The sequence below is a fragment of the Mesorhizobium sp. BR1-1-16 genome, assembly GCF_020165495.1.
Classification (GTDB): Bacteria; Pseudomonadota; Alphaproteobacteria; order Rhizobiales; family Kaistiaceae; genus Kaistia.
On the sequence record NZ_JAIUIE010000001.1, the window covers coordinates 532,215 to 556,141 of the forward strand.

The 23,927-nt window shown below is 64.7% G+C and carries 21 protein-coding genes, 2 tRNA genes and 1 pseudogene; 10 read left to right on the plus strand and 14 right to left on the minus strand.

Going from position 1 to position 23,927, the window contains the following annotated elements; translation table 11 throughout:
- Positions 1 to 2: 2 nt before the first annotated feature.
- On the minus strand, positions 3 to 674 hold the full coding sequence (gene purN / locus LB518_RS02660; RefSeq protein ID WP_224572707.1) for a phosphoribosylglycinamide formyltransferase: 672 nt from the start codon (positions 672 to 674) through the stop codon (positions 3 to 5).
- Positions 671 to 1,738, minus strand: a complete 1,068-nt coding sequence (gene purM, locus LB518_RS02665; protein ID WP_224572709.1) for a phosphoribosylformylglycinamidine cyclo-ligase — start codon at positions 1,736 to 1,738, stop codon at positions 671 to 673. Before purM ends, purN begins: the two co-directional genes overlap by 4 nt.
- A 207-nt stretch (positions 1,739 to 1,945) precedes the next feature.
- Here purM and LB518_RS02670 point away from each other — a divergent pair, with 207 nt between their 5' ends.
- From LB518_RS02670 to ppx, 4 genes are all read left to right on the plus strand, one after another.
- Complete coding sequence (locus LB518_RS02670) at positions 1,946 to 3,007, plus strand: AI-2E family transporter (RefSeq protein ID WP_224574259.1); 1,062 nt, start codon at positions 1,946 to 1,948, stop codon at positions 3,005 to 3,007.
- Positions 3,000 to 3,683, plus strand: a complete 684-nt coding sequence (locus LB518_RS02675; RefSeq protein ID WP_224572711.1) for a P-loop NTPase family protein — start codon at positions 3,000 to 3,002, stop codon at positions 3,681 to 3,683. The genes LB518_RS02670 and LB518_RS02675 overlap by 8 nt, the downstream gene beginning before the upstream one ends.
- 75 nt (positions 3,684 to 3,758) lie before the next feature.
- A complete protein-coding gene (locus LB518_RS02680) occupies positions 3,759 to 5,957 on the plus strand; it encodes an RNA degradosome polyphosphate kinase (protein ID WP_224572713.1) in 2,199 nt (732 codons plus the stop codon).
- Complete coding sequence (gene ppx, locus LB518_RS02685; RefSeq protein WP_353619933.1) at positions 5,953 to 7,485, plus strand: exopolyphosphatase; 1,533 nt, start codon at positions 5,953 to 5,955, stop codon at positions 7,483 to 7,485. Before LB518_RS02680 ends, ppx begins: the two co-directional genes overlap by 5 nt.
- A gap of 27 nt (positions 7,486 to 7,512) precedes the next feature.
- On the opposite strand, the gene LB518_RS02690 is transcribed toward ppx, so the two are convergent.
- Both LB518_RS02690 and rnd read right to left on the minus strand, forming a co-directional pair.
- Complete coding sequence (locus LB518_RS02690; RefSeq protein WP_224572715.1) at positions 7,513 to 8,418, minus strand: c-type cytochrome; 906 nt, start codon at positions 8,416 to 8,418, stop codon at positions 7,513 to 7,515.
- Between the two features lie 62 nt (positions 8,419 to 8,480).
- The gene (gene rnd, locus LB518_RS02695) at positions 8,481 to 9,653 is read right to left on the minus strand and encodes a ribonuclease D (RefSeq protein ID WP_224572717.1); all 1,173 of its coding nucleotides are present in this window, start codon (positions 9,651 to 9,653) and stop codon (positions 8,481 to 8,483) included.
- A gap of 447 nt (positions 9,654 to 10,100) precedes the next feature.
- On the opposite strand from rnd, the gene aspS reads away from it, so the two are divergent.
- Together aspS and LB518_RS02705 are read left to right on the plus strand one after the other, a co-directional pair.
- The gene (gene aspS / locus LB518_RS02700) at positions 10,101 to 11,882 is read left to right on the plus strand and encodes an aspartate--tRNA ligase (protein WP_224572720.1); all 1,782 of its coding nucleotides are present in this window, start codon (positions 10,101 to 10,103) and stop codon (positions 11,880 to 11,882) included.
- A gap of 123 nt (positions 11,883 to 12,005) precedes the next feature.
- Positions 12,006 to 12,082: transfer RNA gene (locus LB518_RS02705), tRNA-Met, on the plus strand.
- A gap of 66 nt (positions 12,083 to 12,148) precedes the next feature.
- On the opposite strand, the gene LB518_RS02710 is transcribed toward LB518_RS02705, so the two are convergent.
- The 4 genes from LB518_RS02710 to LB518_RS02725 form a co-directional block, all read right to left on the minus strand.
- Entirely contained in the window at positions 12,149 to 13,513 is a 1,365-nt protein-coding gene (locus LB518_RS02710; protein WP_224572723.1) for a family 1 glycosylhydrolase, read from the minus strand.
- A gap of 55 nt (positions 13,514 to 13,568) precedes the next feature.
- A complete protein-coding gene (locus LB518_RS02715) occupies positions 13,569 to 14,426 on the minus strand; it encodes a carbohydrate ABC transporter permease (protein WP_224572725.1) in 858 nt (285 codons plus the stop codon).
- A 2-nt stretch (positions 14,427 to 14,428) separates the two neighbouring features.
- Positions 14,429 to 15,346 (minus strand): carbohydrate ABC transporter permease, encoded by a 918-nt coding sequence (locus tag LB518_RS02720; protein WP_224572727.1) that lies wholly within the window; start codon positions 15,344 to 15,346, stop codon positions 14,429 to 14,431.
- A gap of 65 nt (positions 15,347 to 15,411) precedes the next feature.
- Positions 15,412 to 16,638, minus strand: a complete 1,227-nt coding sequence (locus tag LB518_RS02725) for an ABC transporter substrate-binding protein (RefSeq protein ID WP_224572729.1) — start codon at positions 16,636 to 16,638, stop codon at positions 15,412 to 15,414.
- Between the two features lie 227 nt (positions 16,639 to 16,865).
- On the opposite strand from LB518_RS02725, the pseudogene LB518_RS24800 reads away from it, so the two are divergent.
- Positions 16,866 to 16,943 (plus strand): annotated as a pseudogene (locus LB518_RS24800) (LacI family DNA-binding transcriptional regulator); the annotation flags it as partial.
- Positions 16,944 to 16,993: 50 nt separating this feature from the next.
- Here the strand turns inward: LB518_RS24800 and LB518_RS02735 are convergent.
- Both LB518_RS02735 and LB518_RS02740 read right to left on the minus strand, forming a co-directional pair.
- Complete coding sequence (locus tag LB518_RS02735; protein WP_224572731.1) at positions 16,994 to 17,194, minus strand: hypothetical protein; 201 nt, start codon at positions 17,192 to 17,194, stop codon at positions 16,994 to 16,996.
- A 112-nt stretch (positions 17,195 to 17,306) separates the two neighbouring features.
- Positions 17,307 to 17,393, minus strand: a tRNA-Glu gene (locus LB518_RS02740).
- Between LB518_RS02740 and LB518_RS02745 the strand changes: the two genes are divergently transcribed.
- A complete protein-coding gene (locus LB518_RS02745; RefSeq protein ID WP_224574262.1) occupies positions 17,370 to 17,873 on the plus strand; it encodes a substrate-binding domain-containing protein in 504 nt (167 codons plus the stop codon). The genes LB518_RS02740 and LB518_RS02745 overlap by 24 nt on opposite strands.
- 12 nt (positions 17,874 to 17,885) lie before the next feature.
- Here LB518_RS02745 and LB518_RS02750 read toward each other — a convergent pair whose 3' ends face one another.
- Entirely contained in the window at positions 17,886 to 18,428 is a 543-nt protein-coding gene (locus LB518_RS02750; RefSeq protein WP_224572733.1) for a winged helix-turn-helix transcriptional regulator, read from the minus strand.
- Between the two features lie 84 nt (positions 18,429 to 18,512).
- Between LB518_RS02750 and LB518_RS02755 the strand changes: the two genes are divergently transcribed.
- On the plus strand, positions 18,513 to 19,154 hold the full coding sequence (locus LB518_RS02755) for a dihydrofolate reductase family protein (protein WP_224572735.1): 642 nt from the start codon (positions 18,513 to 18,515) through the stop codon (positions 19,152 to 19,154).
- Between the two features lie 16 nt (positions 19,155 to 19,170).
- Here LB518_RS02755 and LB518_RS02760 read toward each other — a convergent pair whose 3' ends face one another.
- Positions 19,171 to 19,989, minus strand: coding sequence for a DeoR/GlpR family DNA-binding transcription regulator (locus tag LB518_RS02760; RefSeq protein WP_224572737.1), 819 nt, complete (start codon positions 19,987 to 19,989; stop codon positions 19,171 to 19,173).
- Positions 19,973 to 21,262, minus strand: coding sequence for an ADP-dependent glucokinase/phosphofructokinase (locus tag LB518_RS02765; protein WP_224574264.1), 1,290 nt, complete (start codon positions 21,260 to 21,262; stop codon positions 19,973 to 19,975). The genes LB518_RS02760 and LB518_RS02765 overlap by 17 nt, the downstream gene beginning before the upstream one ends.
- A 282-nt stretch (positions 21,263 to 21,544) precedes the next feature.
- Between LB518_RS02765 and LB518_RS02770 the strand changes: the two genes are divergently transcribed.
- Positions 21,545 to 22,573, plus strand: coding sequence for a hypothetical protein (locus LB518_RS02770; protein WP_224572740.1), 1,029 nt, complete (start codon positions 21,545 to 21,547; stop codon positions 22,571 to 22,573).
- 43 nt (positions 22,574 to 22,616) lie between these two features.
- On the opposite strand, the gene LB518_RS02775 is transcribed toward LB518_RS02770, so the two are convergent.
- On the minus strand, positions 22,617 to 23,768 hold the full coding sequence (locus LB518_RS02775) for a Gfo/Idh/MocA family protein (RefSeq protein ID WP_224572741.1): 1,152 nt from the start codon (positions 23,766 to 23,768) through the stop codon (positions 22,617 to 22,619).
- Positions 23,769 to 23,927: the final 159 nt, after the last annotated feature.

Here is a 23,927-nt window from a genome sequence, read left to right on the forward strand (position 1 = left end):
CCTCAGCCGCCGAAGCTTGGCGCGATCAGCATGTCGGTGGTGTCGAGCGGCAAGGATGGGTCGATGACGAGGCGCTCGTTTTCCACCCGCGCCAGACCGGCCGCGACAAGCGCCAAAGCCAGTGGATAGATCTCGTGCTCGACCGTGAGCACGCGCTTCGCCAGTGTCTCCGGCGTGTCGTCGAAGGCGATCGGCACCGACGCCTGGGCGATGATCGGACCTGAGTCCATTTCGGGGCGCACGTAGTGAACGGTGCAGCCGGCAAGGCGCATGCCGGCCTCGATGGCGCGCTCATGCGTGTGGAGACCGGGGAAAAGCGGCAGCAGCGAGGGATGGATGTTGATCATCCGATCGCGCCAGCCCTCGACGAAGCCGGGCGTCAGCAACCGCATGAAACCGGCGAGGCAGACGAGTTCGATCTCCGCTTCGCGGAGCACCTCATCGACGGCGGCGTCGAAGCCTGCCCGGTCCTTGGGATACGCCTTGTGATCGACCACGGCCGTCGCGATGCCGGCTTCCTGTGCCACGGCAAGGCCGCCCGCATCGGGCCTGTTGGAGAGGACCAGCGCGATCTCGGCCGGAAAATCGGCATCCTCGGCCGCCTCGATCAGCGAGCGCATATTGCTGCCGCGGCCTGAAATCAGGATGGCCACCCGCTTGCGGCTGCTGCTCACAGTGCAAGGCTTCCGCTGAAGACGACGCCTTGGCCCGGAACCAGCGTGCCGAGCCGCATGACCTGTTCGCCCTCGCCGGTGAGGAGAGTAGCGACCGCATCGGCAGCTTCGGGCGCCACGACGACGATCATGCCGACGCCGCAATTGAACGTGCGCAGCATCTCCTGCTCCGCGACGCCGCCCATGCGCGCCAGCCAGCCGAAGACCGGCGGCACGGCGACTGCGTCGAGATCGATCGCGGCGGCGAGGCCTTCGGGCAGCACGCGCGGAATATTGTCGATGAAACCGCCGCCGGTGATATGGGCGAGCGCCTTGATGCCCGCGCCGGCACGGAAGGCGGCAAGCAGCGGCTTCACATAGATGCGCGTCGGCTCCATCAGCGCCCGGGCCAGCGTGAGCGACGGATTGAACGGCGCCGGCCCGTCGAAGGCGGCGCCGGAAAGCTCCACGATGCGGCGGACGAGCGAATAGCCATTCGAATGTACGCCGGAGGAGGCGAGGCCGAGCACGACGTCGCCGCTTGCGATATCGGCCGAAGGCAGGAGCTGCTCGCGTTCGACGGCGCCGACGGCGAAGCCCGCGAGATCATAGTCGCCCGCCTTGTACATGCCGGGCATTTCCGCCGTTTCGCCGCCGATCAGCGCGGCGCCGGCGATGCGGCAGCCTTCCGCGATGCCGGCGACCACGGTCGCGGCTTCTGCGGGGTTGAGCTTGCCGGTCGCGAAATAGTCGAGGAAGAACAGCGGCTCAGCGCCTTGCACGACGAGATCGTTGACGCACATGGCAACGAGGTCGATGCCGACCGTGTCATGGATGCCCGTGTCGATGGCAATCTTCAGCTTGGTGCCGACCCCGTCATTGGCCGCAACCAGAAGCGGGTCCTTGAAACCGGCAGCCTTCAGGTCGAACAATCCGCCGAAGCCGCCGATTTCCGCGTCGGCGCCCGGGCGGCGTGTCGCCTTCACCAGCGGCTTGATCAGCGTGACGAGCCGATTTCCCGCGTCGATGTCGACGCCGGCATCGGCATAGCTCAAGGCATTGGCACGGGTGCTCTTGTCGGTCATCGGCGGTATCCGGTTTCGATGCGGAGGGAGGATCACAGCAGCGCCGCTCCGTCAACCGATATTCAGGAGATGGCCGCGCGCAACGCGCCCTGCGGCGCCGTGCTTGACCCGACTTCGGCCATCGTCCTATCTGGTCTTGCGCGCAAAAGGTCCGATCGGGGCCGGCCGCCAGTCGGGGAGACCAGCGCCTTGAGCCTGCAGCGTCAGATGATGTTCTGGGTGGGAGCGCTCGCCGCCTTCATCCTGTTTCTCGTCGTCTTCCGCACTGTGCTGCTGCCCTTCATCGCCGGCATGGCGGTCGCCTATGCGCTCGATCCGGTTGCCGATTGGTTCGAACGGCGCGGCTTCAGCCGGATGGCGGCCTCGCTGGTCATTCTCGTCGTCTTCGTCGTGCTCCTGGTGCTGATGTTCGTGCTGTTCGTGCCGATCCTCGCCAACCAGCTTGCGGGTTTCATCGAGCGCATTCCCGCCTATGCACAGCAATTGCAGGCGCTGGCCAATTCGCTGCTCAATACGCGGTTTGGTCAGCTCTTCCGCGTCGATGCTGCCCAGTTGCAGAGCTCGATGGGCCAGTTGATGAGCCAGGGCGCATCCTGGCTGTCGACGCTGCTCAAATCGCTGTGGAGCGGCGGTTCGGCGCTGATCGACGTCGTCTCGCTGCTGGTGGTGACGCCGGTTGTCGCCTTCTACATGCTGGTCGACTGGGACCGCATGGTGGCGCGGATCGATAGCTGGATACCGCGCGACCATGTCGAGACGGTGCGGATGCTCGCCCGCGATTCCGACCGGGCCATCGCCGGCTTCGTGCGCGGGCAGGGCCTCGTCTGCCTCATTCTCGGCTCGTTCTATGGCCTCGGCCTTGCTCTGCTCGGCCTCAATTTCGGCCTGCTTATCGGTATCGGGGCCGGTATCCTGTCCTTCATTCCCTATGTCGGAACGACACTCGGCTTCGTCATCTCCGTCGGCGTCGCCATCGTCCAGTTCTGGCCGGACTGGTATTGGGTCGGCGCGGTGATCGGCGTTTTCCTCGTCGGCCAGTTTTTCGAAGGCAACATCCTGCAGCCGCGTCTCGTCGGCGCCAGCGTTGGGTTGCATCCGGTCTGGCTGATGTTCGCGCTCTTTGCCTTTGGCGTGCTGTTTGGCTTCGTTGGCCTCCTGATCGCGGTGCCGGCGTCGGCGGCGATCGGCGTGCTGGTGCGGTTTGTCATTGCGCGCTACCTGACCAGCCCCATCTATCGCGGCGATGCTGAAACCAATCCTGATGAATGAATCGCGCCAGCTGGCGCTCGAACTGCCGCACCCGCCGGCCCTGACGCGCGCCGATTTTGTTGTCGGTGCCGCCAATCAGGCAGCGGTCGCCATGATCGAGCGCTATCCGGATTGGCCGAACCGCGTTGCTGTCCTGGTCGGGCCGCCGGGCTCGGGCAAGACGCATCTCGCTGCCATCTGGCGAGAGACCAGCCATGCCACGGAAATCGCGGCGCGCGATCTCGGCGGTGCCGATCTCGGCACGCTGATGGCGTCCGGTGCCGTGCTTGTCGAGGATATCCATGCGCCGGAGACGGACCAGACGGCGCTGTTCCACCTCATCAACCTCGTTCGCGAAAGCGAAGCGCATGCGCTTCTGACCAGTCGCTCGCGCCCGGTCGAGCTCGCCTTCGATCTGCCGGACCTCCGCTCCCGCCTCCGCGCTGCCGTTCCGGTCGAGCTCGACGCGCCTGATGACGCGCTGCTTGCCCAGGTGATCGTCAAGCTCTTCGCCGATCGGCAGCTTCCCGTCGACGCCAGCCTGGTCGACTATCTCAGCCGCCGCATCGAGCGCTCGCTGCAGGCGGCGGGCGAGGTCGTGGCCGCGCTCGACGCCGAGGCGCTCGCGGCGGCGCGCCCGGTGACGCGCCAGCTCGCCGCCCAGGTGCTCGCGCGCCTTGCTGGCGAAGAGAGCTGAATCTCTGCGGCCATGACGAAACCGTCACAATCTGACACTATGGTGCGGCGGCCTTACCTCGATCGGAACCGCCCCATGGACCAGACGAACCCCGAAGCCAGCGCAGCGCTTGCCGAAGTCGCACGGATCGACCAGGAAGCCGAGCGGCTGCGCCACAGCCCCGAGCGTTTCGTCAATCGCGAAATCTCCTGGCTGGAGTTCAATCGCCGCGTCCTCGAGGAATCGGGCAATGCCAGCCATCCGCTGCTGGAGCGCCTTCGGTTCCTCTCGATCTCGGCCAACAATCTCGACGAATTCTTCATGGTGCGCGTCGCCGGCCTGCGGGGCCAGCAGCGCGAGGGCATCAGCCTCACCAGCGATGACGGGCTGACCCCGAGCGAGCAACTCGTGAAGATCGGCGAGGCGGTCGCCCGGCTGGCATCCGACCAGCAGTCGCGCTGGGCCGAGCTGAAGAAGGAAATGGACACGGTCGGCGTGGTGACGGTCGACCCGGCCGAGATGACGGAAGCGGATCGCATCTGGCTCGAAGCCTATTTCCTCGACGCCGTGTTTCCGATCCTGACGCCGCTCGCCATTGATCCGGCTCATCCGTTCCCGTTCATTCCCAATCTCGGTTTCTCGCTGATCCTGCAACTGGCACGGGCGTCTTCCGGCGCGCGGATGACGGCGCTGTTGCGTATTCCGATGACCATCGATCGCTTCATCCGCCTGCCGGACTCGGCGCCGGGCGTCGATCGCTTCATCAGTCTCGAACAGACGGTGTCGCTGTTCACCTCGCGCCTCTTCCCGGGCTATGTCGTCGAGGGGCAAGGCGCGTTCCGCGTCATCCGCGACAGCGAGCTTGAAGTCGAGGAAGAGGCCGAGGATCTCGTCCGCTTCTTCGAGACGGCGCTGAAGCGCCGCCGCCGCGGCTCGGTGATTCGTCTCGAGATCGAATCGGCGACGCCTGAGAAGCTGCGCAATTTCGTTGCGGGGGCTCTCGCCGTCCTGCCCGACGAGGTCTTTCTCGTCGAAGGCATGCTCGCGCTCAACGATCTCTCGCAGCTCGTCGGGATCGACCGTCCGACGCTCAAATTTCCGCCCTATCAGGCGCGATTTCCCGAACGCATTCGTGAGCATGGCGGGGACTGCTTCGCGGCGATCCGCCAGAAGGACCTGATCGTCCACCACCCCTACGAATCGTTCGATGTCGTGGTGCAGTATCTGCGCCAGGCGGCGCTCGATCCGGACGTGGTCGCGATCAAGCAGACCCTCTATCGCACCTCGAAGAACTCGCCGATCGTGCAGGCACTGGCTGAGGCGGCGGAAGCCGGCAAGTCGGTTACTGCGCTTGTCGAACTCAAGGCGCGCTTCGACGAGGAGGCCAATATCAAATGGGCGCGCGATCTGGAGCGCGCCGGCGTGCAGGTCGTCTATGGCTTCATCGAGTTGAAAACCCACGCCAAGCTCTCGCTGGTGGTGCGCCGCGAGGGCGGCCAGCTCAGGAGCTATGTCCATATCGGGACCGGCAACTACCACCCGATCACCGCGCGGATCTATACGGACCTATCCTACTTCTCCGACGATCCGGCGATCGCCCGCGATGTCGCGCGCGTCTTCAACTACATCACCGGCTATTCCGAGCCGGTCGAGATCGAGCGGCTGTCGACTTCGCCGCATTTCCTCAGGAAGCGTATCCTCGACCTGATCTACGCCGAGATCGAGCATGTGAAGGCTGGCCGTCCGGGCGCCATCTGGATGAAGATGAACTCGCTCGTCGATCCGCAGATCATCGACGCGCTCTATGATGCGAGCCGCGCCGGCGTCGATGTCGAAATCGTCGTGCGTGGTATCTGCTGCCTCAGGCCGGGTGTTCCTGGCCTTTCCGAGCGTATCCGCGTCAAATCCATTGTGGGCAGGTTCCTCGAACATGCCCGCATCCTCTGTTTCGGCAATGGGCACGGCTTGCCGTCGCCTGAGGCGATTGTTTATATCGGCTCAGCGGACATGATGCCGCGCAACCTCGATCGCCGCGTCGAAGCGATGATCCCGATGCAGAATGCGACCGTGCACGAGCAGGTCCTCGACCAGATCATGGTCGCCAACCTCAAGGACAATCAACAGAGCTGGGAAATCCTCTCTGACGGCACCTCGCGTCGCATCGTTCCCCGCAAGGGCGAAGAACTCTTCAACGCCCACCAATACTTCATGACCAACCCGAGTTTGTCCGGACGTGGAAAATCCCTCAAGAACAGTTCGCCGCGATCAATCGGGGGCAAGTCGCCCAAGCATTGATGGAGGCGGCGCGGCGGAACCGTCAGAATATGCGCCGGGGCGGCTGAACGGCAGCGGGCCGGTCGCGATCATCGATATCGGCTCGAATTCGGTCCGCCTCGTTGTCTACGAGCGGATGAGCCGGACGCCGATGCCGCTGTTCAACGAGAAGGAACTGGCCGGTCTCGGGCGCGGCGTCGCGACCACGGGGCGCCTCAATGACGAGGCCGTGGCGACGTCGCTCGACGCGATCCGCCGTTTCAAGACGCTGTGCGAGCAGATGGGCGTGCAGACGATGCACGTCCTCGCCACGGCGGCCGCGCGCGATGCCAGCAACGGACCGGAATTCCTCGAGTCCGTCGAGGCCATCACGGGCCTTCATCCGGCGCTTCTGAGCGGCCCGGAAGAGGCGCGGCTGTCGGCGATGGGCGTGCTTTCGGGCATTCATAATCCCGATGGCATCGCGGGCGATCTCGGCGGTGGCAGCCTCGAGGTGGTCGACGTCAAGAATGGGCGGATCGGCATCGGCGAGACCTTCCCGCTGGGCGGGCTGCGCCTTGAAGAGGTCTCCGACCGTACCGTCCGCAAGGCGGAGAAGATCGTCGTCGAGGCGCTGGCCAATTCGAAAGTGCTGGCGGGCGGGCAGGGCCGTGCGTTCTATGCGATCGGCGGCACCTGGCGGTCGCTGGCGCGGCTGCATATGCGGCAGAAGGGCTACCCGCTGCACATCATGCATCAATATTCGATGCCGGCTTCGGAGGCCCTCGACTTCTGCCGCATGGTGGCACGGCGCGACGCGGAATCGCTCGATTCGATCGAAGCCGTCTCGAAAAGCCGCCGCGCGCTGCTGCCCTATGGCGCGATCGTCCTCGAGCAGCTGATCCGCAACATGAAGCCGTCGGAGATCGTGCTCTCGGCGCTCGGTGTCCGCGAGGGGCTGCTCTATGATCTGCTCCCCGATGATGAAAAGACGGAAGATCCGCTGATCGCCGCCTCGGAGGAACTGGCCATCCTGCGCTCGCGCTCGCCGGGCCATGCCCGCGAGCTCGGTCCATGGACAGGCAAGGCTCTGGCCGCGATGGGGTTCGAGGAGACCGAGGACGAGCAGCGGCTGCGGGTCGCGGCCTGCCTGCTGGCCGATATCGGCTGGCGCGGCCATCCCGATTATCGCGGCGAACAGAGCCTCAACCTGATCTCGCATGGCGCCTTTGTCGGCATCGATCATCCCGGCCGTGCCTATCTGGCGCTGGCCAATTATTACCGGCACGAGGGGCTGGTCGACGAGAACATCTCCTCGCGCATACGCGAACTGGCGACGACGCGGCTCATCGAGCGGGCGCGGGCGCTCGGCGCGGCGCTGCGGGTGGCCTACATGATTTCCGGCTCGATGGCCGGCGTCATTCCGCGCACGCGCTTCGAGGCGCAAGGCGATCAACTCACCCTGGTGCTGCCGCATGACAAGGCGGCGTTGATTGGATCGCGGCTCTCCCGCCGCGTGACGCAGCTTGCCAAGCTCTGCGCGATGACACCGCGCATCATGCTCGAATAGGCAAGGCCCCGGCCGTGCCGGCCGGGCTCAAACCTCGCCTTGCTTCTTGGGCGGCAGTGTCCTGAAGAAAGCATAGAGCGCCGCGATGTCGGCGGCGTTGAGTTCTCGAAGCGATTCGAACGGCATCACCGCGCTGACCGCTGAGCCGTCCGGTCGCTTGCCGCTCTTCAGCATCGCCGCGAACGCCGCCTCGTCCGCATAATGCGCCATCGCGCTACCGGCGCCGGGTGTCAGATTGGCGGCGGCGGGCCAATCCGGCGGGCCGCCTGGTATCGGGCCACCAGAGAGGGCCGGGTTGTGGCAGCCTCGGCAGGAATTGGCGACATAATCGCCATAGGCGACCGTCTCGGTCGGGGCGACAGGCTGAGCCGGCGGCAGCGTATGGTCGATCTTTTCGGCCGCATCCTTGATGAACCCGCTCGCATAGAGAAAGCGAACGACCAGCGGCAGGTTGATCTCCGCCACCTCGCCCTCGATCGGCGGCAGCGTCTTCACATAGCCGACGAGCATGCCGAGATCGTCGTCGCTCATGCGCGCATAGTCTTCGCTCGGCATGATGAGGACCGGCCGTCCATTTGGCTTGACGCCATGGCGCAGCAGGCGGACCCAATCCAGCGGACCGAGCGCATTCGTCGCCGCGCCGACAGCCGTGGAGATGTTCGGCGCGCGGACCAGCATGCCGGCGCCATCGTCGATGACGACCTTGCCGGCGCCGTCGCGGCCATGGCAATCGGTGCAGCCGCGCGATTCATAGAGATATTTGCCGCGCGCGATGCCTTCGGGATCGATCGCGATTGCCACCGGCGCCACATCGACGGCGACGATGCGGTTCCGCTTGTGCTCGCTTCCAAACCAGGCAAAGCCGGCAAGACCGGCCACGGCAATCGCAATCACCAGCACGATCGCGCCGGCGACAGCCACAATCTTCCGCATCGGCATCCTCCTGAGGTTGCAGGAGGCTTATCCGTCGATGCTGCGCTACGAAGTGACCACCGTCACAGAGTCGAGGCGGGGTCCCGCTCGCGCACGACTGCCACGCGGCGGCCGTCGAGGCGAAGCGCGATCTCACCGCGCTTTAGTTTCAGCGCATTCTCGCCGAAGAGGTCGCGCCGCCAGCCCGCAAGCGGCGCCACACTGGCGTCGTCGTCGGCTGCAATCGCCTCCAGCTCGTCGACCGTCGCGATGACGCGCGCGGCGACACCGTGCTCCTCGCTCGTCATCTTGAGCAGTACCTTGAGCAGATCGACGGCGGCGCCGTTGCCATCCGACATCGGCCGGGTCTTTGGCACGCGCGGCAGCTGATCCTTCGGAATGGCGGCGGCGCGCTTGACCGCGGCAAGGATGTCCTCGGCGGTGCGCGAGCGCTCGAAACCCTTCGGGATGGTGCGCAGCCGGCCAAGCGCTTCGGCAGTAGTGGGAAGTTGCTCGGCGATCTCGTAAATCGCATCGTCCTTGATGATACGGCCGCGCGGCACGTCGCGGGCCTGCGCCTCGCGTTCACGCCAGGCGGCGATTTCCATCAGGACGGCGAGCTGCAGCGGCTTCTTGATCCGCATCTTCAGCCGCTTCCAGGCATTTTCGGGCTCGACCTGATAGGTGTCGACTGAGGTCAGCACGTTCATTTCCTCAGCGACCCAGTCGCTGCGGCCCTGGCTTTCGAGCTTACCCTTCAGCGCAAGATAGACATCGCGGAGATGCGTGACATCGGCGAGCGCATAATCGACCTGATGTTCGGTGAGCGGGCGGCGGCTCCAGTCGGTGAAGCGCGAGGACTTGTCGATCGGGTGGCCGGTGATCCGTCCGACCAGCTGATCATAGGAGATCGACTCGCCATAGCCGCAGACCATGGCCGCGACCTGCGTGTCGAAGATCGGATGCGGAAGGATGCCGCCGAGATGCCAGACGATTTCGATGTCCTGCCGCGCGGCATGGAACACCTTCATCACGGTCTCGTCCGCCATCAGCGCGAAGAACGGGGCGAGGTCCAGCCCCGGCGCCTCCGCATCGATGATCACCGCCTCATCCGTACTGGCGATCTGGATGATGCAGAGTTTCGGCCAATAGGTGGTCTCGCGCATGAATTCCGTATCGACCGTGACGAAGTCGAACGTGGCGAAACGGGAACAGGCCGCGGCGAGAGATTCTGTTGAAGAAATGATATCCGTCATGCGCTTCTCATAGCGCAGGTCCGAACGCTTGTCGCGTAGAGGAGAGGCGCAAAAAGAAAGCCCAAGCTCCGGCAATGGCGCGCATGATTGTCTATGCACATCCATCGGCTACGGGCTTGGGCGATCGGTATCGCAGCATCGGCGACGATGCATCGTCTGCCTGTGAGCGCGCCGGCCGGAGTACATCCGTCCTGGCCGACAGGGGAGGCGCCCTTTCGGGGCACCAGTCCCGCGGCTCTCGCTGCGATGAGACTTAGATGGTGTCGAGGTCGCGCTTTGCAAGGGCCTGGCGGGACGCCTGAAGCCGAACCGGGACGGCTCGTTGCTTGACAACAAATGGCACGCATGCGCTTCTCCCGCGCGCGTGCGGCAGGCCCTTGCCTCCGCTTTAATCCCGCGCGCGGCGGCCGTCCGTCGCCGCGCCGTTCAGAATTCGGATCGACCATCATGCATCGCTATCGCACCCACACCTGCGGCGAACTTCGCGAAACCCAGACGGGCGAGAATGTTCGCCTTTCGGGCTGGGTTAATCGCGTGCGCGATCATGGCGGGCTGCTCTTCATCGATCTGCGCGATCATTACGGCCTGACCCAGATCGTCGTCGATCCGGATTCGGCCGCCTTCGGCACGGCCGAACAGCTTCGCTCCGAATGGTGCGTGCGCATCGACGGCCTCGTGAAGAAGCGGACGCCCGAGACGGTGAATCCGAACCTTGCGACCGGCGCAGTCGAGGTCTTCGCGAGCGAGATCGAGGTGCTCTCTGCCGCCAGGGAATTGCCGCTGCCGGTTTTCGGCGAGCCCGACTATCCGGAGGATACGCGCCTCAAATATCGCTTCCTCGATCTCCGCCGCGAGACCCTGCATGCCAACATCATGAAGCGGACGGCCGTGATCGCCTCGATGCGTCGCCGCATGACCGAGATCGGCTTCACCGAATTCTCGACGCCGATCCTCACCGCGTCTTCGCCTGAAGGCGCGCGCGATTTCCTCGTGCCCTCGCGCATCCATCAGGGCAAGTTCTACGCGCTGCCGCAGGCGCCGCAGCAGTACAAGCAGCTTTTGATGGTCGCGGGCTTCGACCGCTATTTCCAGATCGCGCCGTGCTTCCGCGACGAGGACCCGCGCGCCGACCGCCTGCCGGGCGAATTCTACCAGCTCGATCTCGAAATGAGCTTCGTGACGCAGGACGACATCCTCGGCACGATGGAGCCGGTGATGCGCGGCCTGTTCCAGGAATTCGCGGACGGCAAGAAGGTCACGGACACCTTCCGCCGCATTCCCTATGACACCGCGATCCGCACCTATGGCTCCGACAAGCCGGACCTCCGCAACCCGATCGAGATGCAGGCCGTCACGCAGCATTTCGCCGGCTCGGGCTTCAAGGTGTTCGCGCGGATGATCGAGGCCGATCCCAAGGCCGAGGTCTGGGCGATCCCGGCCAAGGGCGGCGGTTCGCGCGCCTTCTGCGACCGCATGAATTCATGGGCGCAGCAGCAGGGCCAGCCGGGGCTTGGCTATATCTTCTGGCGCACGGAAAACGGCGCGCTCGAAGGCGCAGGGCCTGTCGCCAAGAATATCGGCGAGGAGCGCACAGACGCGTTGCGTCAGCAGCTTGGGCTTGAGGATGGTGACGCCGTCTTCTTCGTCGCCGGCAACCCGAAGAATTTCTATCGCTTCGCCGGTGATGCGCGCACGCGCGTCGGCACCGAGCTTGGCCTCGTCGATACCGAGAGCTTCGAGATCGCCTGGATCGTCGATTTCCCGTTCTATGAGTGGAGCGAGGAAGAGAAGAAGCTCGATTTCGCGCACAACCCCTTCTCCATGCCGCAGGGCGGGCTCGATGCGCTGGAAAACCAGGATCCGCTGACGATCAAGGCCTATCAGTATGATCTCGTCTGCAACGGCTTCGAGATCGCTTCGGGCGGCCTGCGCAATCACATTCCGGAGCTGATGGTGAAAGCCTTCGGTCTGGTCGGCCTCGACGAGACGACGGTCGAGGAGCGTTTCGGCGGCCTTTATCGCGCGTTCCAGTATGGCGCACCGCCGCATGGCGGCATGGCGCCGGGCATCGACCGCATCGTGATGCTGATCTGCGGTGTGCAGAACCTGCGCGAGATCACGCTGTTCCCGATGAACCAGCAGGCACAGGATCTCCTGATGAACGCCCCGAGCGAGGCCTCGACGCGCCAGCTGCGCGAACTCGGCATTCGCATCAACCCGGCGAGCTGATTGCCATCCGGCCTGTGGACGAAATCAAAAATCGTCCCGGCCGGGGTTCCAAGCCGGCGCACGAGCGCCTATATGACCGTTGCGCGACGGCGACAGAGAAATTCTTCTCGCCGACGCGCTTGTCGCGGGGTGGAGCAGCCCGGTAGCTCGTCAGGCTCATAACCTGAAGGTCATCAGTTCAAATCTGGTCCCCGCAACCAGTCGTGTAAAAGGCCCGCCTTCCGGCGGGCCTTTTGCTTTTCGGCGATACGAAGTGCCGCCGCGCGTTACTCGGTCTCTTGCGGAATATCGCCGACATCCTGTGAGGCTGCCGCCTCGCGATATTGGGCGACGAGCGGGGTCTCCACGCGCTCGAAGGTGCCGTCGAAGCCCATCTGCATGGTCCAGAGGCCCATCGGCGCGATGAAGGCTTCCAAAGGCAGGTTTTCCATCGTGGTGAAGCGCATATAGCGCATGAAATTCGCGATCTGCTCGGGGCTCAGCTGCCGCGGGCCCTGCCGCGTGATGTATTCCTCGAGCGGCCGGCCGGCGCGATAGACCCAGTCGATCAGGTCGAAGACCGGAAAATAGGTGAAGCCGACAAGCGGCAGGCCCTTGGCGCGGATCTTCGGAATGGCGTCGACCGCTTCGGCAAGCCATTGGGCGCGTTCCTCGATCGTGCCGTTGAGGCTCGATTCGGTCACCACGACGGGACGCTTGTACTTCTCCCAGAACTGGCGAACCGAGCTCTCCATGCCGGCGGCGCGGCCGGAGATCGGCTTGCGGATCAGTTCGTCCTTGCCGTGGCGGACAAGGCGTTGCTGCGATGTCTCGGGGTAATAATTGGTGCCGACGATCTCGACATCCTGCTTGCGCTCAAGGTGCCATACGAGATCGGCCTCGCTCATGCCGTGCTGGAGGAACCAGTCGCGCAGGATATGGTCGTCGCCGACGAGCCCGAGCAGCAGGTCGGTCGCCATGAAGGTCTTGGCCGTCTCGAAAGCGGCGGCCTCGGCCAGATCAGGCGTATCGGGCAGCACCTCGCCGGCGGCATCGACCTGCACCATGATCGCGTCGCCGCGCTCGGCCCGCATCGCCTGCACCGACAGCGTCATGCCGCGCGAGATGTTGCGGATGATCTTCACCTGCCCGTCGGCACCGCGGAGGTAAGGCGGCCACATGCCGCGCAGGCCGACGAATTCCGAGCAGATCAGCGGCTCGTTGAACGGCGTGTAGTACTTCACGCGGTCCTTGTAGCGCCGCGTGAACGCCGCGGCCCAATCGGCGACATGCTTCTCATAGTCGGTGTTGAGGAACTGGTTTTCGAGCCAGAGCGGCACGCCGTAATGCATGAGGTCGAACACGATCTCGACGCCGGTTCCCGCTGCATGGTCGATGGCGCGGTCGATCCAGTCCCAGTCGAATTTCCCCTTCTCGGGCTCGGCCTTGTACCAAGGCATGCCGTAGCGGATGGCGCGGACGCCGAGACCCTTCACGCGGTCGAGGTCCTCGCGGAAATACTGGTAGTGGTGGGTGAGGGCGAATTCGTCGAGCACCCGCTCGCCGATCCGTTCGGTCTGGCCGATGAAGGTGTTCTCGATGCCGGCGGCCCAGACGAAGCCGTCTGGTGAGAGGTCGAAGAGTTCGCTCACGTCAGATCCTCAAGCGTTGAGATATTTTGAAGAGCCAGGGGAGGGATGGGCGCCATCAGCCCTTGATCCCGCTCATGGCGATGCCCTGGATGAAGGTGCGCTGGGCGAAGACGAACGCCACGAGCAGCGGAAGCAGCGCAAGCACCGCGCCGGCCATGACGACGCCGTATTCGACCACATGGCTGCCGACGAAGAGCGCGAGGCCGGCGGGCAGCGTGCGCATCTCCATCGAGGAGGTGATCAGCAGCGGCCACAGAAAGTCGTTCCAGTTGTACATGAAGTGGAAGACGGCGAGCGTCGCGATCGCCGGGCCCGAGAGCGGCAGGATGATGCGCCAGTAGATGCCAAATTCGCCGCAGCCATCAATCCGCGCCGCTTCGTCGAGTTCCTTCGGCAGCGTCACGAAGAATTGCCGCAGCATGAAGATGCCGAAAGCGTTGGTCGCGCGCGGCACGATCAGACCGGAATAGCTGTCCAGCATGTGCAGATCGTGCACCGTCACGAAGAGCGGCACGAACATCACCTGGAACGGCAGCATGAGCGCCACCAGGATCAGCACGAAGATGACGTTCCGACCCCTGAATTGCAGCCGCGCCAGAGCGTAGGCGGCCATCGAATCGAGCAGCAGCGACACGATGGTGACGCCGCCGGCGAAGAGGATCGAGTTCAGGAACAGCCGCGCGAAGGGAATGCGGGTCCAGACATTCTCGTAGTTCTCGAAGGTCCAGCGATGCGGCAGAAGCTGCGGCGGGAAGGTCGCGATCTCGCTTTCTGGCTTCAGCGAGGTGAACAACATCCAGATGAACGGAAACACGACCGCGAGCGCCAGGAGACCGAGCACGACCAGAGTGACGGTGGTGAAGAGGGTCGTCGGCTTCGCCCCGGGGCCGGCGCCGTCGAGCACATCGGCCATGATCAATCCTCCCAGCTGCGGGTAATCCGCAACTGCGCGAGCGTCAGCAGGAACACGACGGCGAACAGGAAGATGCCGATCGAGGCCGCATAGCTGAGGTTTAGGTTGGTGATGCCCTGGCGGTAGATGTAGGTGACCAGCGTCTCGGTCGAGAACAGCGGCCCGCCACCCGGCGTCATGACGAAGGCGGGATCGAAGACCTGGAAAGCGCCGATGATCGAGATTACCAGCACGAAGATGTTGGTCGTCCGCAACTGCGGCCAGGTGACGTTCCAGAACTGCTGGAAGCTGTTGGCGCCGTCGATCCGCGCTGCCTCATAGAGCACGATCGGGATCGCCTGCAGGCCGGCGAGATAGATCACCATGTTGAAGCCGAGATTCTTCCAGAGGCTCGCGATGATCACCGCGGGCATGGCCAGGTTGGGATCGCGCAGCGGGCTCACATGCGGCATGCCGAGGAAGGACAGCCAGTAGGCGAGCAGGCCGATATCGGGATCGAGCATGAAGCGCCAGGCGAGCGCAACGATGGCGAAGGAGGCGATCACCGGAAGGAAGAAGGCGCTGCGGAGCAGGGCGCGGAAGGGGATGGCGCGGTTGAGCGCCAGTGCGAGCGCCAGCGGCAGCGCCACGCCAAGCGGAACGGTGAAGGCGGTGTAGTAGACCGTGTTGCCGAGCGCGTTCCAGAAGCGCGCGTCCCGCCACATCCGCGCATAATTGGCAAAGCCCGCCCACTCCTGCGCGTCGGCCGAGAATTTCCACTTATGCAGGCTGAGGTCGAACGAATAGACGATCGGCCAGAACACGAAGACGGCCAGCACGATGAGGCTCGGCGCCAGGAAGCACCAGGCCGCGATCGTCGTCCTGTTGGGCATCGCCGGCCAGGGACGGCTCGGCTGAAGCCGTGCGGTTCGAGAAGACATGGGCGGCATTCCGGATCGAAGCGAGGAAGGATGGGCGGCCGGTGCAGCCGCCCATCCTCGAGGCTCTACGGGTTGAGCAGGTCGGAAAGCTGGTCGTTCGCCTGCTGCGCGGCCTCGGCCGCCTTTTCCTTGCCGAACGTGATCGACTGGATCATCGGCGTGAACACGTCGCCGTCGATCTGCGCGAAATTCACCTGGTTCGGCAGGCTGAACCGCGAGACCGGCACGACGGTGGAGAATTTCGCCGCCCATTCATTGGTGAGCTCGGGGCTGCCGGATAGATCGGTGCGCAGCGGCGGGAAGCCGGTGTCGTTGGCGATCTTCAATTGGGCTGCCTTCGAGTTCCACATCGCGACGAAGTCGAGAGCCGCCTTCGGATCCTTGGTTGCCTTGTTGATGACGAGCACGATCGAATCGGCCAGCGTCACCGGTCCCCCGGGGCCGGTTGGGATCGGCGCGACGTCATAGTTGAGCTTCGCGGCAGTGAAGCCGTTCGTCATCCACGGGCCGGTGATCTCCATTGCCGCCTTGCCGGACTGGAAGAGCTTGTCGGCATCGGCGCCGGAAAGCCCCGTCGGCGTGATCTTGTCGTTGAGGACGAGGTCGCCCCACAGCGTCAGGGCCCCGACGGTCTTGGCATCGTCCAGATAGGGCTTTCCGTCCTTGATGACGTCGCCGCCATTGCCCCAGAGAAGGATCGGCCAGTTCGGGATCGTCTCGTGATCGGGGATCAGCAGGCCATATTGTGAATTGCTGCCGGTCACCGTGGTCTTCTTGATCGCAGCGACCCAGTCGTCCCAGGTCTTGGGCGGCTCGGAAATGCCGGCCTTCGCGAAGATGTCCTTGTTGTAATACATCATCAGCGTCGCGAAGTTCAGCGGCGCCGCGTAGTATTTGCCGTTGTACTGCAGGACTTGTTTCAGTCCGTCGGACCAGACAGACGGGTCGAGCGCGCCGCCGGCCTTCACCTCGTCGGTGATGTCCATGATGAAGCCGCTTTCAGCATAGCGCGGCAATTGCGCGAAGTTGAAAGCCACCACGTCGGGACCCGAGCCGCTCGCCATGGCGGCCTGCAGCTTCTGCAGCATGCTGTCCCAGGGCTCGATATCCATCTGCACCGGCGTGTCCGGATGCGCATCGCTCCACTGTTTCGTCAGCGCCTCGATGGTCGGCCGGTCAGGCCCGGTGAATCCGTTCCAGAAGGTCAGCGGCGCGGCGAACGCGGCCGAGCCGCAAACCGTGGCGGCGATCGCGACGATCGACGCGGAAGCCAGAGCTGCGATCCGTTTCATTGTCATTCCTCCCTGTTTGGCCGAGGGGCCGAAGCGCAGCGGCCTTCCAGCCCCCGGCGCTGCCGCGGTCCTCTCCTCCGGCGGCGAAATGCAGGATTAGTTATTTTATTATCTTCAGCAAGTGATATTTTAATCCGTGCGCTTCCGCCCCATTGATCGCCGGGCGCCGCATGGCATGCTGCCCGCAACGAGGGGAAGAAATGACGGCCCGTACCCGAAAGCCCACCATGTTCGATGTCGCGCGCGAGTCGCAGGTCTCGCAGGCGACCGTCTCGCTCGTGCTCAACGGGGTCGCCGGGGTCCGCGTCTCCGAGGCGACCCGGCAGCGGATCATCGAGACCGCGGAGCGGCTCGACTACAAGCGCTCATCGCGCGTGCGCGCCGACTGGCGCGACGGCGCCTCGATCGGCCTCGTCATCGACGACCTGATGGCAAGCCCGTTCGCGGTGAACTTCATGGAGGGCGCGCGCGAGGCGGCATGGGAGGAGGAATGCGTCGTCGAGGTGATCTCGACCCGCAACAACCAGCCGATGGAGCAAGCCGCGATCCAGTCCATGCTGCAGCGGCCCGTCGCCGGCATCATTTACGCGACATTGTTCACGCGCGAGGTGACGGCGCCAGTGGTGCCGCCCGACATCCCGCTGGTGCTGCTCAACTGCTACGACCCGCGCGGCGAGCAGGATTCGATCCTGCCCGATGATCGCGGCGCGGCGAAAGCGCTGGTCGGCGCCATGGTGAATGCCGGCCATCGCCGCATCGCCCATCTCGCCGGCGAAACCTTCCTCGATGGCGGCCGCGACCGGTTGCTCGGCTATCGCGAGGCGCTGGAGGCTGGCGGGATAACGGTTGATCCGGAACTGGTGTTGCACCAGGGCTCCGCGATCTCGGACGCCTATGCCAGCACCTGCGCGCTGCTCGATTCCGCCGATCCGCCGACAGCGATCTTCTGCTTCAACGACCGCATGGCGCTGGCGGCCTATGAGGCGGCGCGCGACCGGGATGTCAGCGTGCCGCGTGATCTCTCGATCGCCGGCTTCGACAACGACCCGCTGGTGACGGCGTTCTTCCCGAATCTCATGACGGCCGTGCTGCCGCATGAAGCGATGGCACGCCAGGCCGTCCGCCGCATCCTGGAGCGCCGCCGCGGCAAGCCTGCCGCGGCGCGTCGCGAGGTGCTCGACTGCCAGATCCTGCGCCGCCGTTCAGTGGCGCGTCCGAAAGCGCCAACGAAATAGCGTCGGCGTCCGTTAGGGCATCTGAGGCGTGCCGCCATCGTCGCGATCTCGTGTTGCCGCCAGCGTTGCACGATAGGCGGCCGTCAATCCGTCGAGGACTGGTGAGCCGATGGTGCCGTTCGCGCCGTCGATGGGGTGCGTAATGTGGATGGCGCGAAGATCCGTCATGAATGCCTCCCACATGGCTGGTCCTCCTTCTTCAAGCAGACGGGCCCGGATGCTCAGCGCCTCGCTGACCGGCAGGTGTCGGCGGCCCCAGGCGCCGAGCGACGCAATGACAGGAACCAGCTGGATCGAAGGCTCGGTCAGGCTGTAGATGGACTTCTGGCTGTGGCTGGGGTCATCCTGCTTCGAGATGAGGCCGAGGGCGACAAGGCGTTTCAGCCGCGCCGCCAGAATGTTCGAGGCGATGCCTTCGTCGGATCGCGTCAAAAGTTCGCGAAAATGGCGCCGATTGCCGAACATCATGTCGCGGATGATCACGAGGCTCCAGCGGTCGCCCAGCACTTCCATGGCCAGATTAATCGGGCAGCCCGACCGCCTTTCGATGTCCAAGATCATCTCCATTGAAACCGATTGCAAAATAAGATCGGTCATGCGAGATAACAACCAGTTGCAAATCGCAATCGGAGGAGTGTCATGGGTAAGGTGCGCGTCGCAGGTTTTGCGCTTTCGATCGATGGCTTCGGGGCCGGTCCCGAGCAGAGCCTCGACAATCCCCTTGGAGTAGGTGGGCGCGACCTGCATCGCTGGTTCTTTGGCACGCGGACCTTCCGCGCGATGTTCGGCCAGGGAGATGGATCCGACGGCGTCGACGAGACCTATGCGTCACGGTCGATGAGCGGGTTCGGCGCGTTCATCCTCGGGCGCAACATGTTCGGGCCGATCCGCGGCGAATGGCCTGACGACGCCTGGAAGGGCTGGTGGGGCGACAACCCGCCTTATCACACGCCGACCTTCATCCTCACCAATCATGCCCGCGCGCCGATCGAGATGGAAGGCGGCACCCGCTTCGTCTTCGTGACGGAAGGCATCGAGGCGGCGCTGGAGCGGGCGCGGGAGGCGGCCGGAGACCTCGATGTCAAGATCGGCGGCGGCGTCAGCACCGTGCGGCAATATCTCCTGGCCGGGCTGATCGACGAACTGCATTTTGCCATCTCGCCGGTGGTGCTCGGGCGCGGCGAAGCCATGTTCGCCGGCATCGACCTGCCGGGCCTCGGCTTCAAGGTCAAGGAACACGCAACGACCGAACTCGCCATGCATGTCGTGCTGGCGCGGTAGCGCGCCGGCCCAAGGCTCAGCCGGCTTCGGACGGATCGACCTCGGCCACAGTGACCGTGACGCCGAAGGCGGCAAGGCTCGCCAGGTTCTCCGGCGTCACGCCGCTGTCGGTGATGATCTCGTCGATCCGCTGCACCTCGCAGAAGGTGCAGAAGGCCGGCGCATGGAATTTTGAGCTGTCGATCAGGAGGATCGTGCGCCGCGCCGAGGAGAGCATGATCCGCTTCATCGAGGCGATCTCGATGGCCGCGTCCGAGAGCTGGTTGCCGGTGATCGCCTGCGCGCCGACGAAGCAGAGATCGGCGTGCACCGTCTTCAGGAAGGTCTCGCCGGGATCGCCGACCAGTGTCTGCGAGCCGACGCGCAGCGAACCGCCGGGCACGATGACGCGGATCGCCGGCGCCGCGCGGCAGAGGCTGGCAATATCCAGGCTGTTGGTGAGGGCCGTCAGTTCGACGCGCCGTTCCACCGCGGCTCGGGCAGCCTCCAGCACGGTCGAACTCGAATCGAAGATCACACTGTCCTTGGATGAAAGGCGGGTCGCCGCGAGGCGGCCGATCGCGCGCTTCTGCAAGGTGAATAGCTGTGCGTTGGTCGAGGAGTCGAGTTCGAACGTGGCGCGGGTCGGCGTCGCGAGGACGGCGCCGCCATGTGTGCGCTCGAGATAGCCGGCATCGGTCAGATATTCGAGGTCGCGACGGATTGTCGACGCCGACGCGCCGATGCTCTCCGACAATTCCTGGATGGAGGCCGCGCTGTGCTTGCGGAACCATTCAAGGATCATCGCCCGCCGCTTGACCGGAATGATCTCTACACGTTTAGAGACAGGTTCCATGGACGGTTCGGCTTTCGATTGAAGTCATGGTTTCGGGATAGACGATGCGCTCGTCATCGGCAATCGCAGCGCCGACCTTGCTTCCAAGCGCGAGCAGACAGCCTGCGGTGAATGTGTCGCCGAGCCCGAGTGTCGTCTGCGGGTTGCTGAGGTGGGGCGCCGCCACTGCGACGATCGCCCAGCGTCCGATCCGCTGAACCGGCGGCAGTGGCGGATCGAGGAAGAGGGCGCCTTGCGGCGTCTGCCGGGGATGCACGGGGACGCCCGCCGCGGCACGGCATGAGGCGAGGAGCGCGCCCGCCATCAGAGCATCGCGCTCCAGCGCGGGATCGTCGAGCGTCGCGCTTGCCACCCATTCGTCGGCGTGGACACACACCCGGCGAAGCCCAAAATCCTCGCCGAGGCCGATCAGTCGCTCTTCGATGCTGTCCGCCGGATTGGAGAGGGCATTGAGTTCCGAAAGGCTCATGCCGAGCGAGGTCACGCGCTTGCCGAGACCCGCCAGCATCGCATCGCGCGCCGACGTCGTGGCGTAGCCGGCAAGCTCCAAATGGACGGTCGCGACGCCGCGATCGCGCCAGGCATCCACGATCGCGCCGATCCTCGCCGTCTCCCCGGCCATGTCCGCCAATGCGACGCCGTTGAAACCCGAGACGACCGCCGCGCCGGCCTCATGCGCCAACGTAACGCTGAGGCGGTCGAAATCCGCGTCATGCTCGAGACCCGGATCCTCGAAGCGGACGATGATCCGCGACGAGCGTGGCGGCAGATGGCCGGCCAATGGGCGGCCGGCGTCATATTCGAAGACATGAATGGGCGGGCGGGGATCGCCGCGCCGCTGTGCCTCTGATGCCGGTACGGCGCGGCCGTCTTCGGCGATCAGGATCGATGGGTCGACATGTTCGAGTGTAAAGGCGCTGCGATCGGAAAGCGCAACCAGTCCGCTGGCGCCGAGCGTTCCGAGCGCCCAGGCGATGTGCGAGCCCGTGCCACCAAAGGCAGTGCGTGGCGGCGCGGCTTTCGCCAGAAGGGCCGGGCCTTCTGGCCATTCCTCGCGGAACTCGCCGCCAATGCCTGCCGCGGCACGGGCGATCAGGCGGCGGACGAAATCCTCCGTCTCGGCCGTCGGTAGCTGTCCGAGCTGATCGGCGAGCGCCGCGAGCTGAAAGCGGCTGTCGATGCAGGCCGAGAAGCCGCACAGCGCCAGGCGCGATGCACCGATATAGCGCTCGAAACGCGGCAGGAATCGCTCATAGGCCGCCTGCCAATCCATTGCGCTCACTGCGGAACCTCCATTGTCGCCGCTCTCGAAGGCTAGAGGGCGCCCAGCCGAAGCGTCAATGGGATATATTGAAAGGCGTTGGAATATTTTAGAGCGAAACTCAGGTGTGTAGCTGATGCTGCAGGTGCGAACGACGTATTCTAACCTGTTTGTGCAGCGCGGCAGCGGATTTATGAGCAATCGCTTGACGACTTGCGCAATGACGGATCATTCTGCGGCAATAATCTCCTAAAATATTCCAAACTCGTTCAGTCAGTGTCGGAGCTCCCAGACGTGTCTCGCCTCGAATCCAAGCTCGCCAACATCCGTGCCGGCCGCTATCGGCGCAGCGATTTTATCATTGCCGATGCCAAGGACGGCGATATGGGATCGGGCGTCACCTATGCCGCGCCAAAGCGCGACGCCGATGGAAGCTGGTCGCGCTATCGCACGCGGCAGGAATTCCTCGAGGGCATCCGGGCGATCGTCGAGCAGGACATCGTCGACATCATGCTGACCTCGGTTTCCAACCTGGAGCGGCTGGTCGAGATGGGCGTGTTCGTCGGGTCCGCGGTCAAGCCGGCAATCCGCGCCAATGACGCGACCGACTGCTGGGGCGGCGTGCGCGGCCAGACCTATGGCAAGACGCCGAGCCGACCATTCCGCACGGCCGATCTCGGCCGCGTGATGCAGGCCGTTGTCGGTCCGACGCCGGGCGAGCCGCTGACCGATCTCGGCCTCTATTCAGTGACCTTCAACAATGACGTCGAATCCGACCTGCGGTCTCTCGAGGAGTTCGCGGCGTTTCGCGACGAGGCGGCGCATTGGAGGCTGCGCTACTTCTATGAGGTGTTCAATCCGAATGTCGCCTGCGGCGTCGATCCGGAGTTGATCCCGCATTACGTCAATGACTGCATCATCCGCTCGCTGTCCGGCGTCTCGATCGCCGACCGGCCGCTGTTCCTGAAGATCCCCTATAACGGCGCCAAGGCGCTGGAGGAGCTCGCCTCCTTCGATCCCTCGCTGGTCGTCGGCGTGCTCGGCGGCGGAGCGGGAACGGCGCGCGATACGTTCGAGCTGATCTATCAGGCCGAGCGCTATGGCGGCCGTCTGGCGCTGTTCGGGCGCAAGATCAACCTTGCCGAGGCGCCGCTCGAAATCATCCGCCTGATGCGCGAAGTCGCCGACGGGACGATCCTGCCGGCGGAAGCCGTCAGGACCTATCACGCGAAGCTGAAGGACGCCGGTATCCCCTCGATCCGTTCGCTTGAGGACGATCTTGCCGTGACCGAAGCGCCGCTGAAGCCGGCTGCGAGCGGCTAGGGGAGGGGCGCCCGTGTTGACAAGCGCCCGCAAATGGCCGGCCTCAAGGAGAGGCCGGCAGACCCTGCAGGGCAGCTGCCTCGGCCTCGCCGAGCGCGGCCGGGCGGATATCGGGCGCAGCCTCGATCTCGATCGTGCGGTCTTCGAGGCCGGCGGTCAGGATCGATTCCATGATGTCGAGGACATGCAGCGCGAGCTCGCCCGAGGCGCGAGGCTTGCGGTCGGTCGCGAGCGATGCGGCGAGATCGGCGACGCCCAGCATGCGGTAATTGGCGCGATCGGGCGCGGCGTAGGGCCAGTTGATCCGGCCGTGCAGCAATTCGGCCGTCGAATGCTCCTGCCAGGGCGCGCCCGCGTCGCTGATCGCCACCGTTCCGCCGAACGTGTCGGGATCGGGCAGGCGCAGCGAGCCCTTGGTGCCATGGAGTTCGATCGGATGGTTGCCATGGGCGAAGACATCCCAGCTCATGACGAGGGTCACCACCGCGCCTCCAGCGAATTCGAGCAGCGCCATCACCGTCGTGGGCGTTCCGACCGGGAAGCTCGTTCCCTGGAACGGGCCGGCTGCAGTGATCAGCCGCTCGGCCTGGCCGGAGGTCGCCACGGCGCGGACGCGGCGAACCGGCCCGAGCAGGCTCACCAGCATGGTGATGTAGTAGGGGCCCATGTCGAGCACGGGGCCGGCGCCGGGCTGATAGTAGAATTGCGGATTGGGGTGCCAGTGCTCCATGCCGCGGCCCATCATGAAGGCGGTGCCGGCAACGGGCTTGCCGATTGCGCCCTCATCCATCAGCCGCCGTGCGAGCCGACCGGCCGCGCCGAGAAAGGTATCCGGCGCAGAGCCGATCGCGAGGTTACCAGCGCGCGCAGCCTCGACGAGTTGGCGGCCCTCGGCGGCCGTCACGGCGAGCGGCTTCTCCGTGAATACATGCTTGCCGGCCTGGAGCGCAGCCATCGAGACGTCGAAATGCGCCGCGGGAATAGTGAGATTGAGCACGAGATCGACATCGTCGGACGCAATGATCTCGTCGACGCTCATGGCCGGGATGCCGTATTCGCGGCCGCGCAGCGCGGCCTGCTCCGGCGCGATGTCGGCGCAGGCGGCCAGGCGGACGCCGGGGAACAGCGCGGCGTTGCGCATATAGGTCATCGCGATGTTGCCGCAGCCGACGATGCCGATGCGCAGATGCTTCATGAAATCCTCCCGCTCATTGTTGTTGGACCGGCTTGTGTGCAGCCCCCGCGGGCTTGGCTCCTGATCCGATACGCGATCCTAAACCAAAGCTTCATTCCGATTTGTGCATTTTTTTGCATGCTGTTTTTTGCGAAAGAATGCTTGACCGTGCGTCAAGCC

What these genes read in the sequence shown, in the direction of transcription:
- aspS (WP_224572720.1), top strand. Translation starts at nt 10,101, where the DNA reads ATGCATCGCTATCGCACCCACACCTGCGGCGAACTTCGCGAAACCCAG.
- LB518_RS02690 (WP_224572715.1), bottom strand. Translation starts at nt 8,418, where the DNA reads ATGCGGAAGATTGTGGCTGTCGCCGGCGCGATCGTGCTGGTGATTGCG.
- LB518_RS02725 (WP_224572729.1), bottom strand. Translation starts at nt 16,638, where the DNA reads ATGAAACGGATCGCAGCTCTGGCTTCCGCGTCGATCGTCGCGATCGCC.
- LB518_RS02765 (WP_224574264.1), bottom strand. Translation starts at nt 21,262, where the DNA reads ATGGATTGGCAGGCGGCCTATGAGCGATTCCTGCCGCGTTTCGAGCGC.
- LB518_RS02680 (WP_224572713.1), top strand. Translation starts at nt 3,759, where the DNA reads ATGGACCAGACGAACCCCGAAGCCAGCGCAGCGCTTGCCGAAGTCGCA.
- LB518_RS02720 (WP_224572727.1), bottom strand. Translation starts at nt 15,346, where the DNA reads ATGTCTTCTCGAACCGCACGGCTTCAGCCGAGCCGTCCCTGGCCGGCG.
- LB518_RS02675 (WP_224572711.1), top strand. Translation starts at nt 3,000, where the DNA reads ATGAATGAATCGCGCCAGCTGGCGCTCGAACTGCCGCACCCGCCGGCC.
- LB518_RS02735 (WP_224572731.1), bottom strand. Translation starts at nt 17,194, where the DNA reads ATGGACTGGATCGCGGCTTGCTCCATCGGCTGGTTGTTGCGGGTCGAG.
- LB518_RS02745 (WP_224574262.1), top strand. Translation starts at nt 17,370, where the DNA reads ATGGTGAATGCCGGCCATCGCCGCATCGCCCATCTCGCCGGCGAAACC.
- purM (WP_224572709.1), bottom strand. Translation starts at nt 1,738, where the DNA reads ATGACCGACAAGAGCACCCGTGCCAATGCCTTGAGCTATGCCGATGCC.
- rnd (WP_224572717.1), bottom strand. Translation starts at nt 9,653, where the DNA reads ATGACGGATATCATTTCTTCAACAGAATCTCTCGCCGCGGCCTGTTCC.
- LB518_RS02670 (WP_224574259.1), top strand. Translation starts at nt 1,946, where the DNA reads ATGATGTTCTGGGTGGGAGCGCTCGCCGCCTTCATCCTGTTTCTCGTC.
- LB518_RS02760 (WP_224572737.1), bottom strand. Translation starts at nt 19,989, where the DNA reads ATGGAACCTGTCTCTAAACGTGTAGAGATCATTCCGGTCAAGCGGCGG.
- LB518_RS02715 (WP_224572725.1), bottom strand. Translation starts at nt 14,426, where the DNA reads ATGGCCGATGTGCTCGACGGCGCCGGCCCCGGGGCGAAGCCGACGACC.
- LB518_RS02755 (WP_224572735.1), top strand. Translation starts at nt 18,513, where the DNA reads ATGGGTAAGGTGCGCGTCGCAGGTTTTGCGCTTTCGATCGATGGCTTC.
- LB518_RS02775 (WP_224572741.1), bottom strand. Translation starts at nt 23,768, where the DNA reads ATGAAGCATCTGCGCATCGGCATCGTCGGCTGCGGCAACATCGCGATG.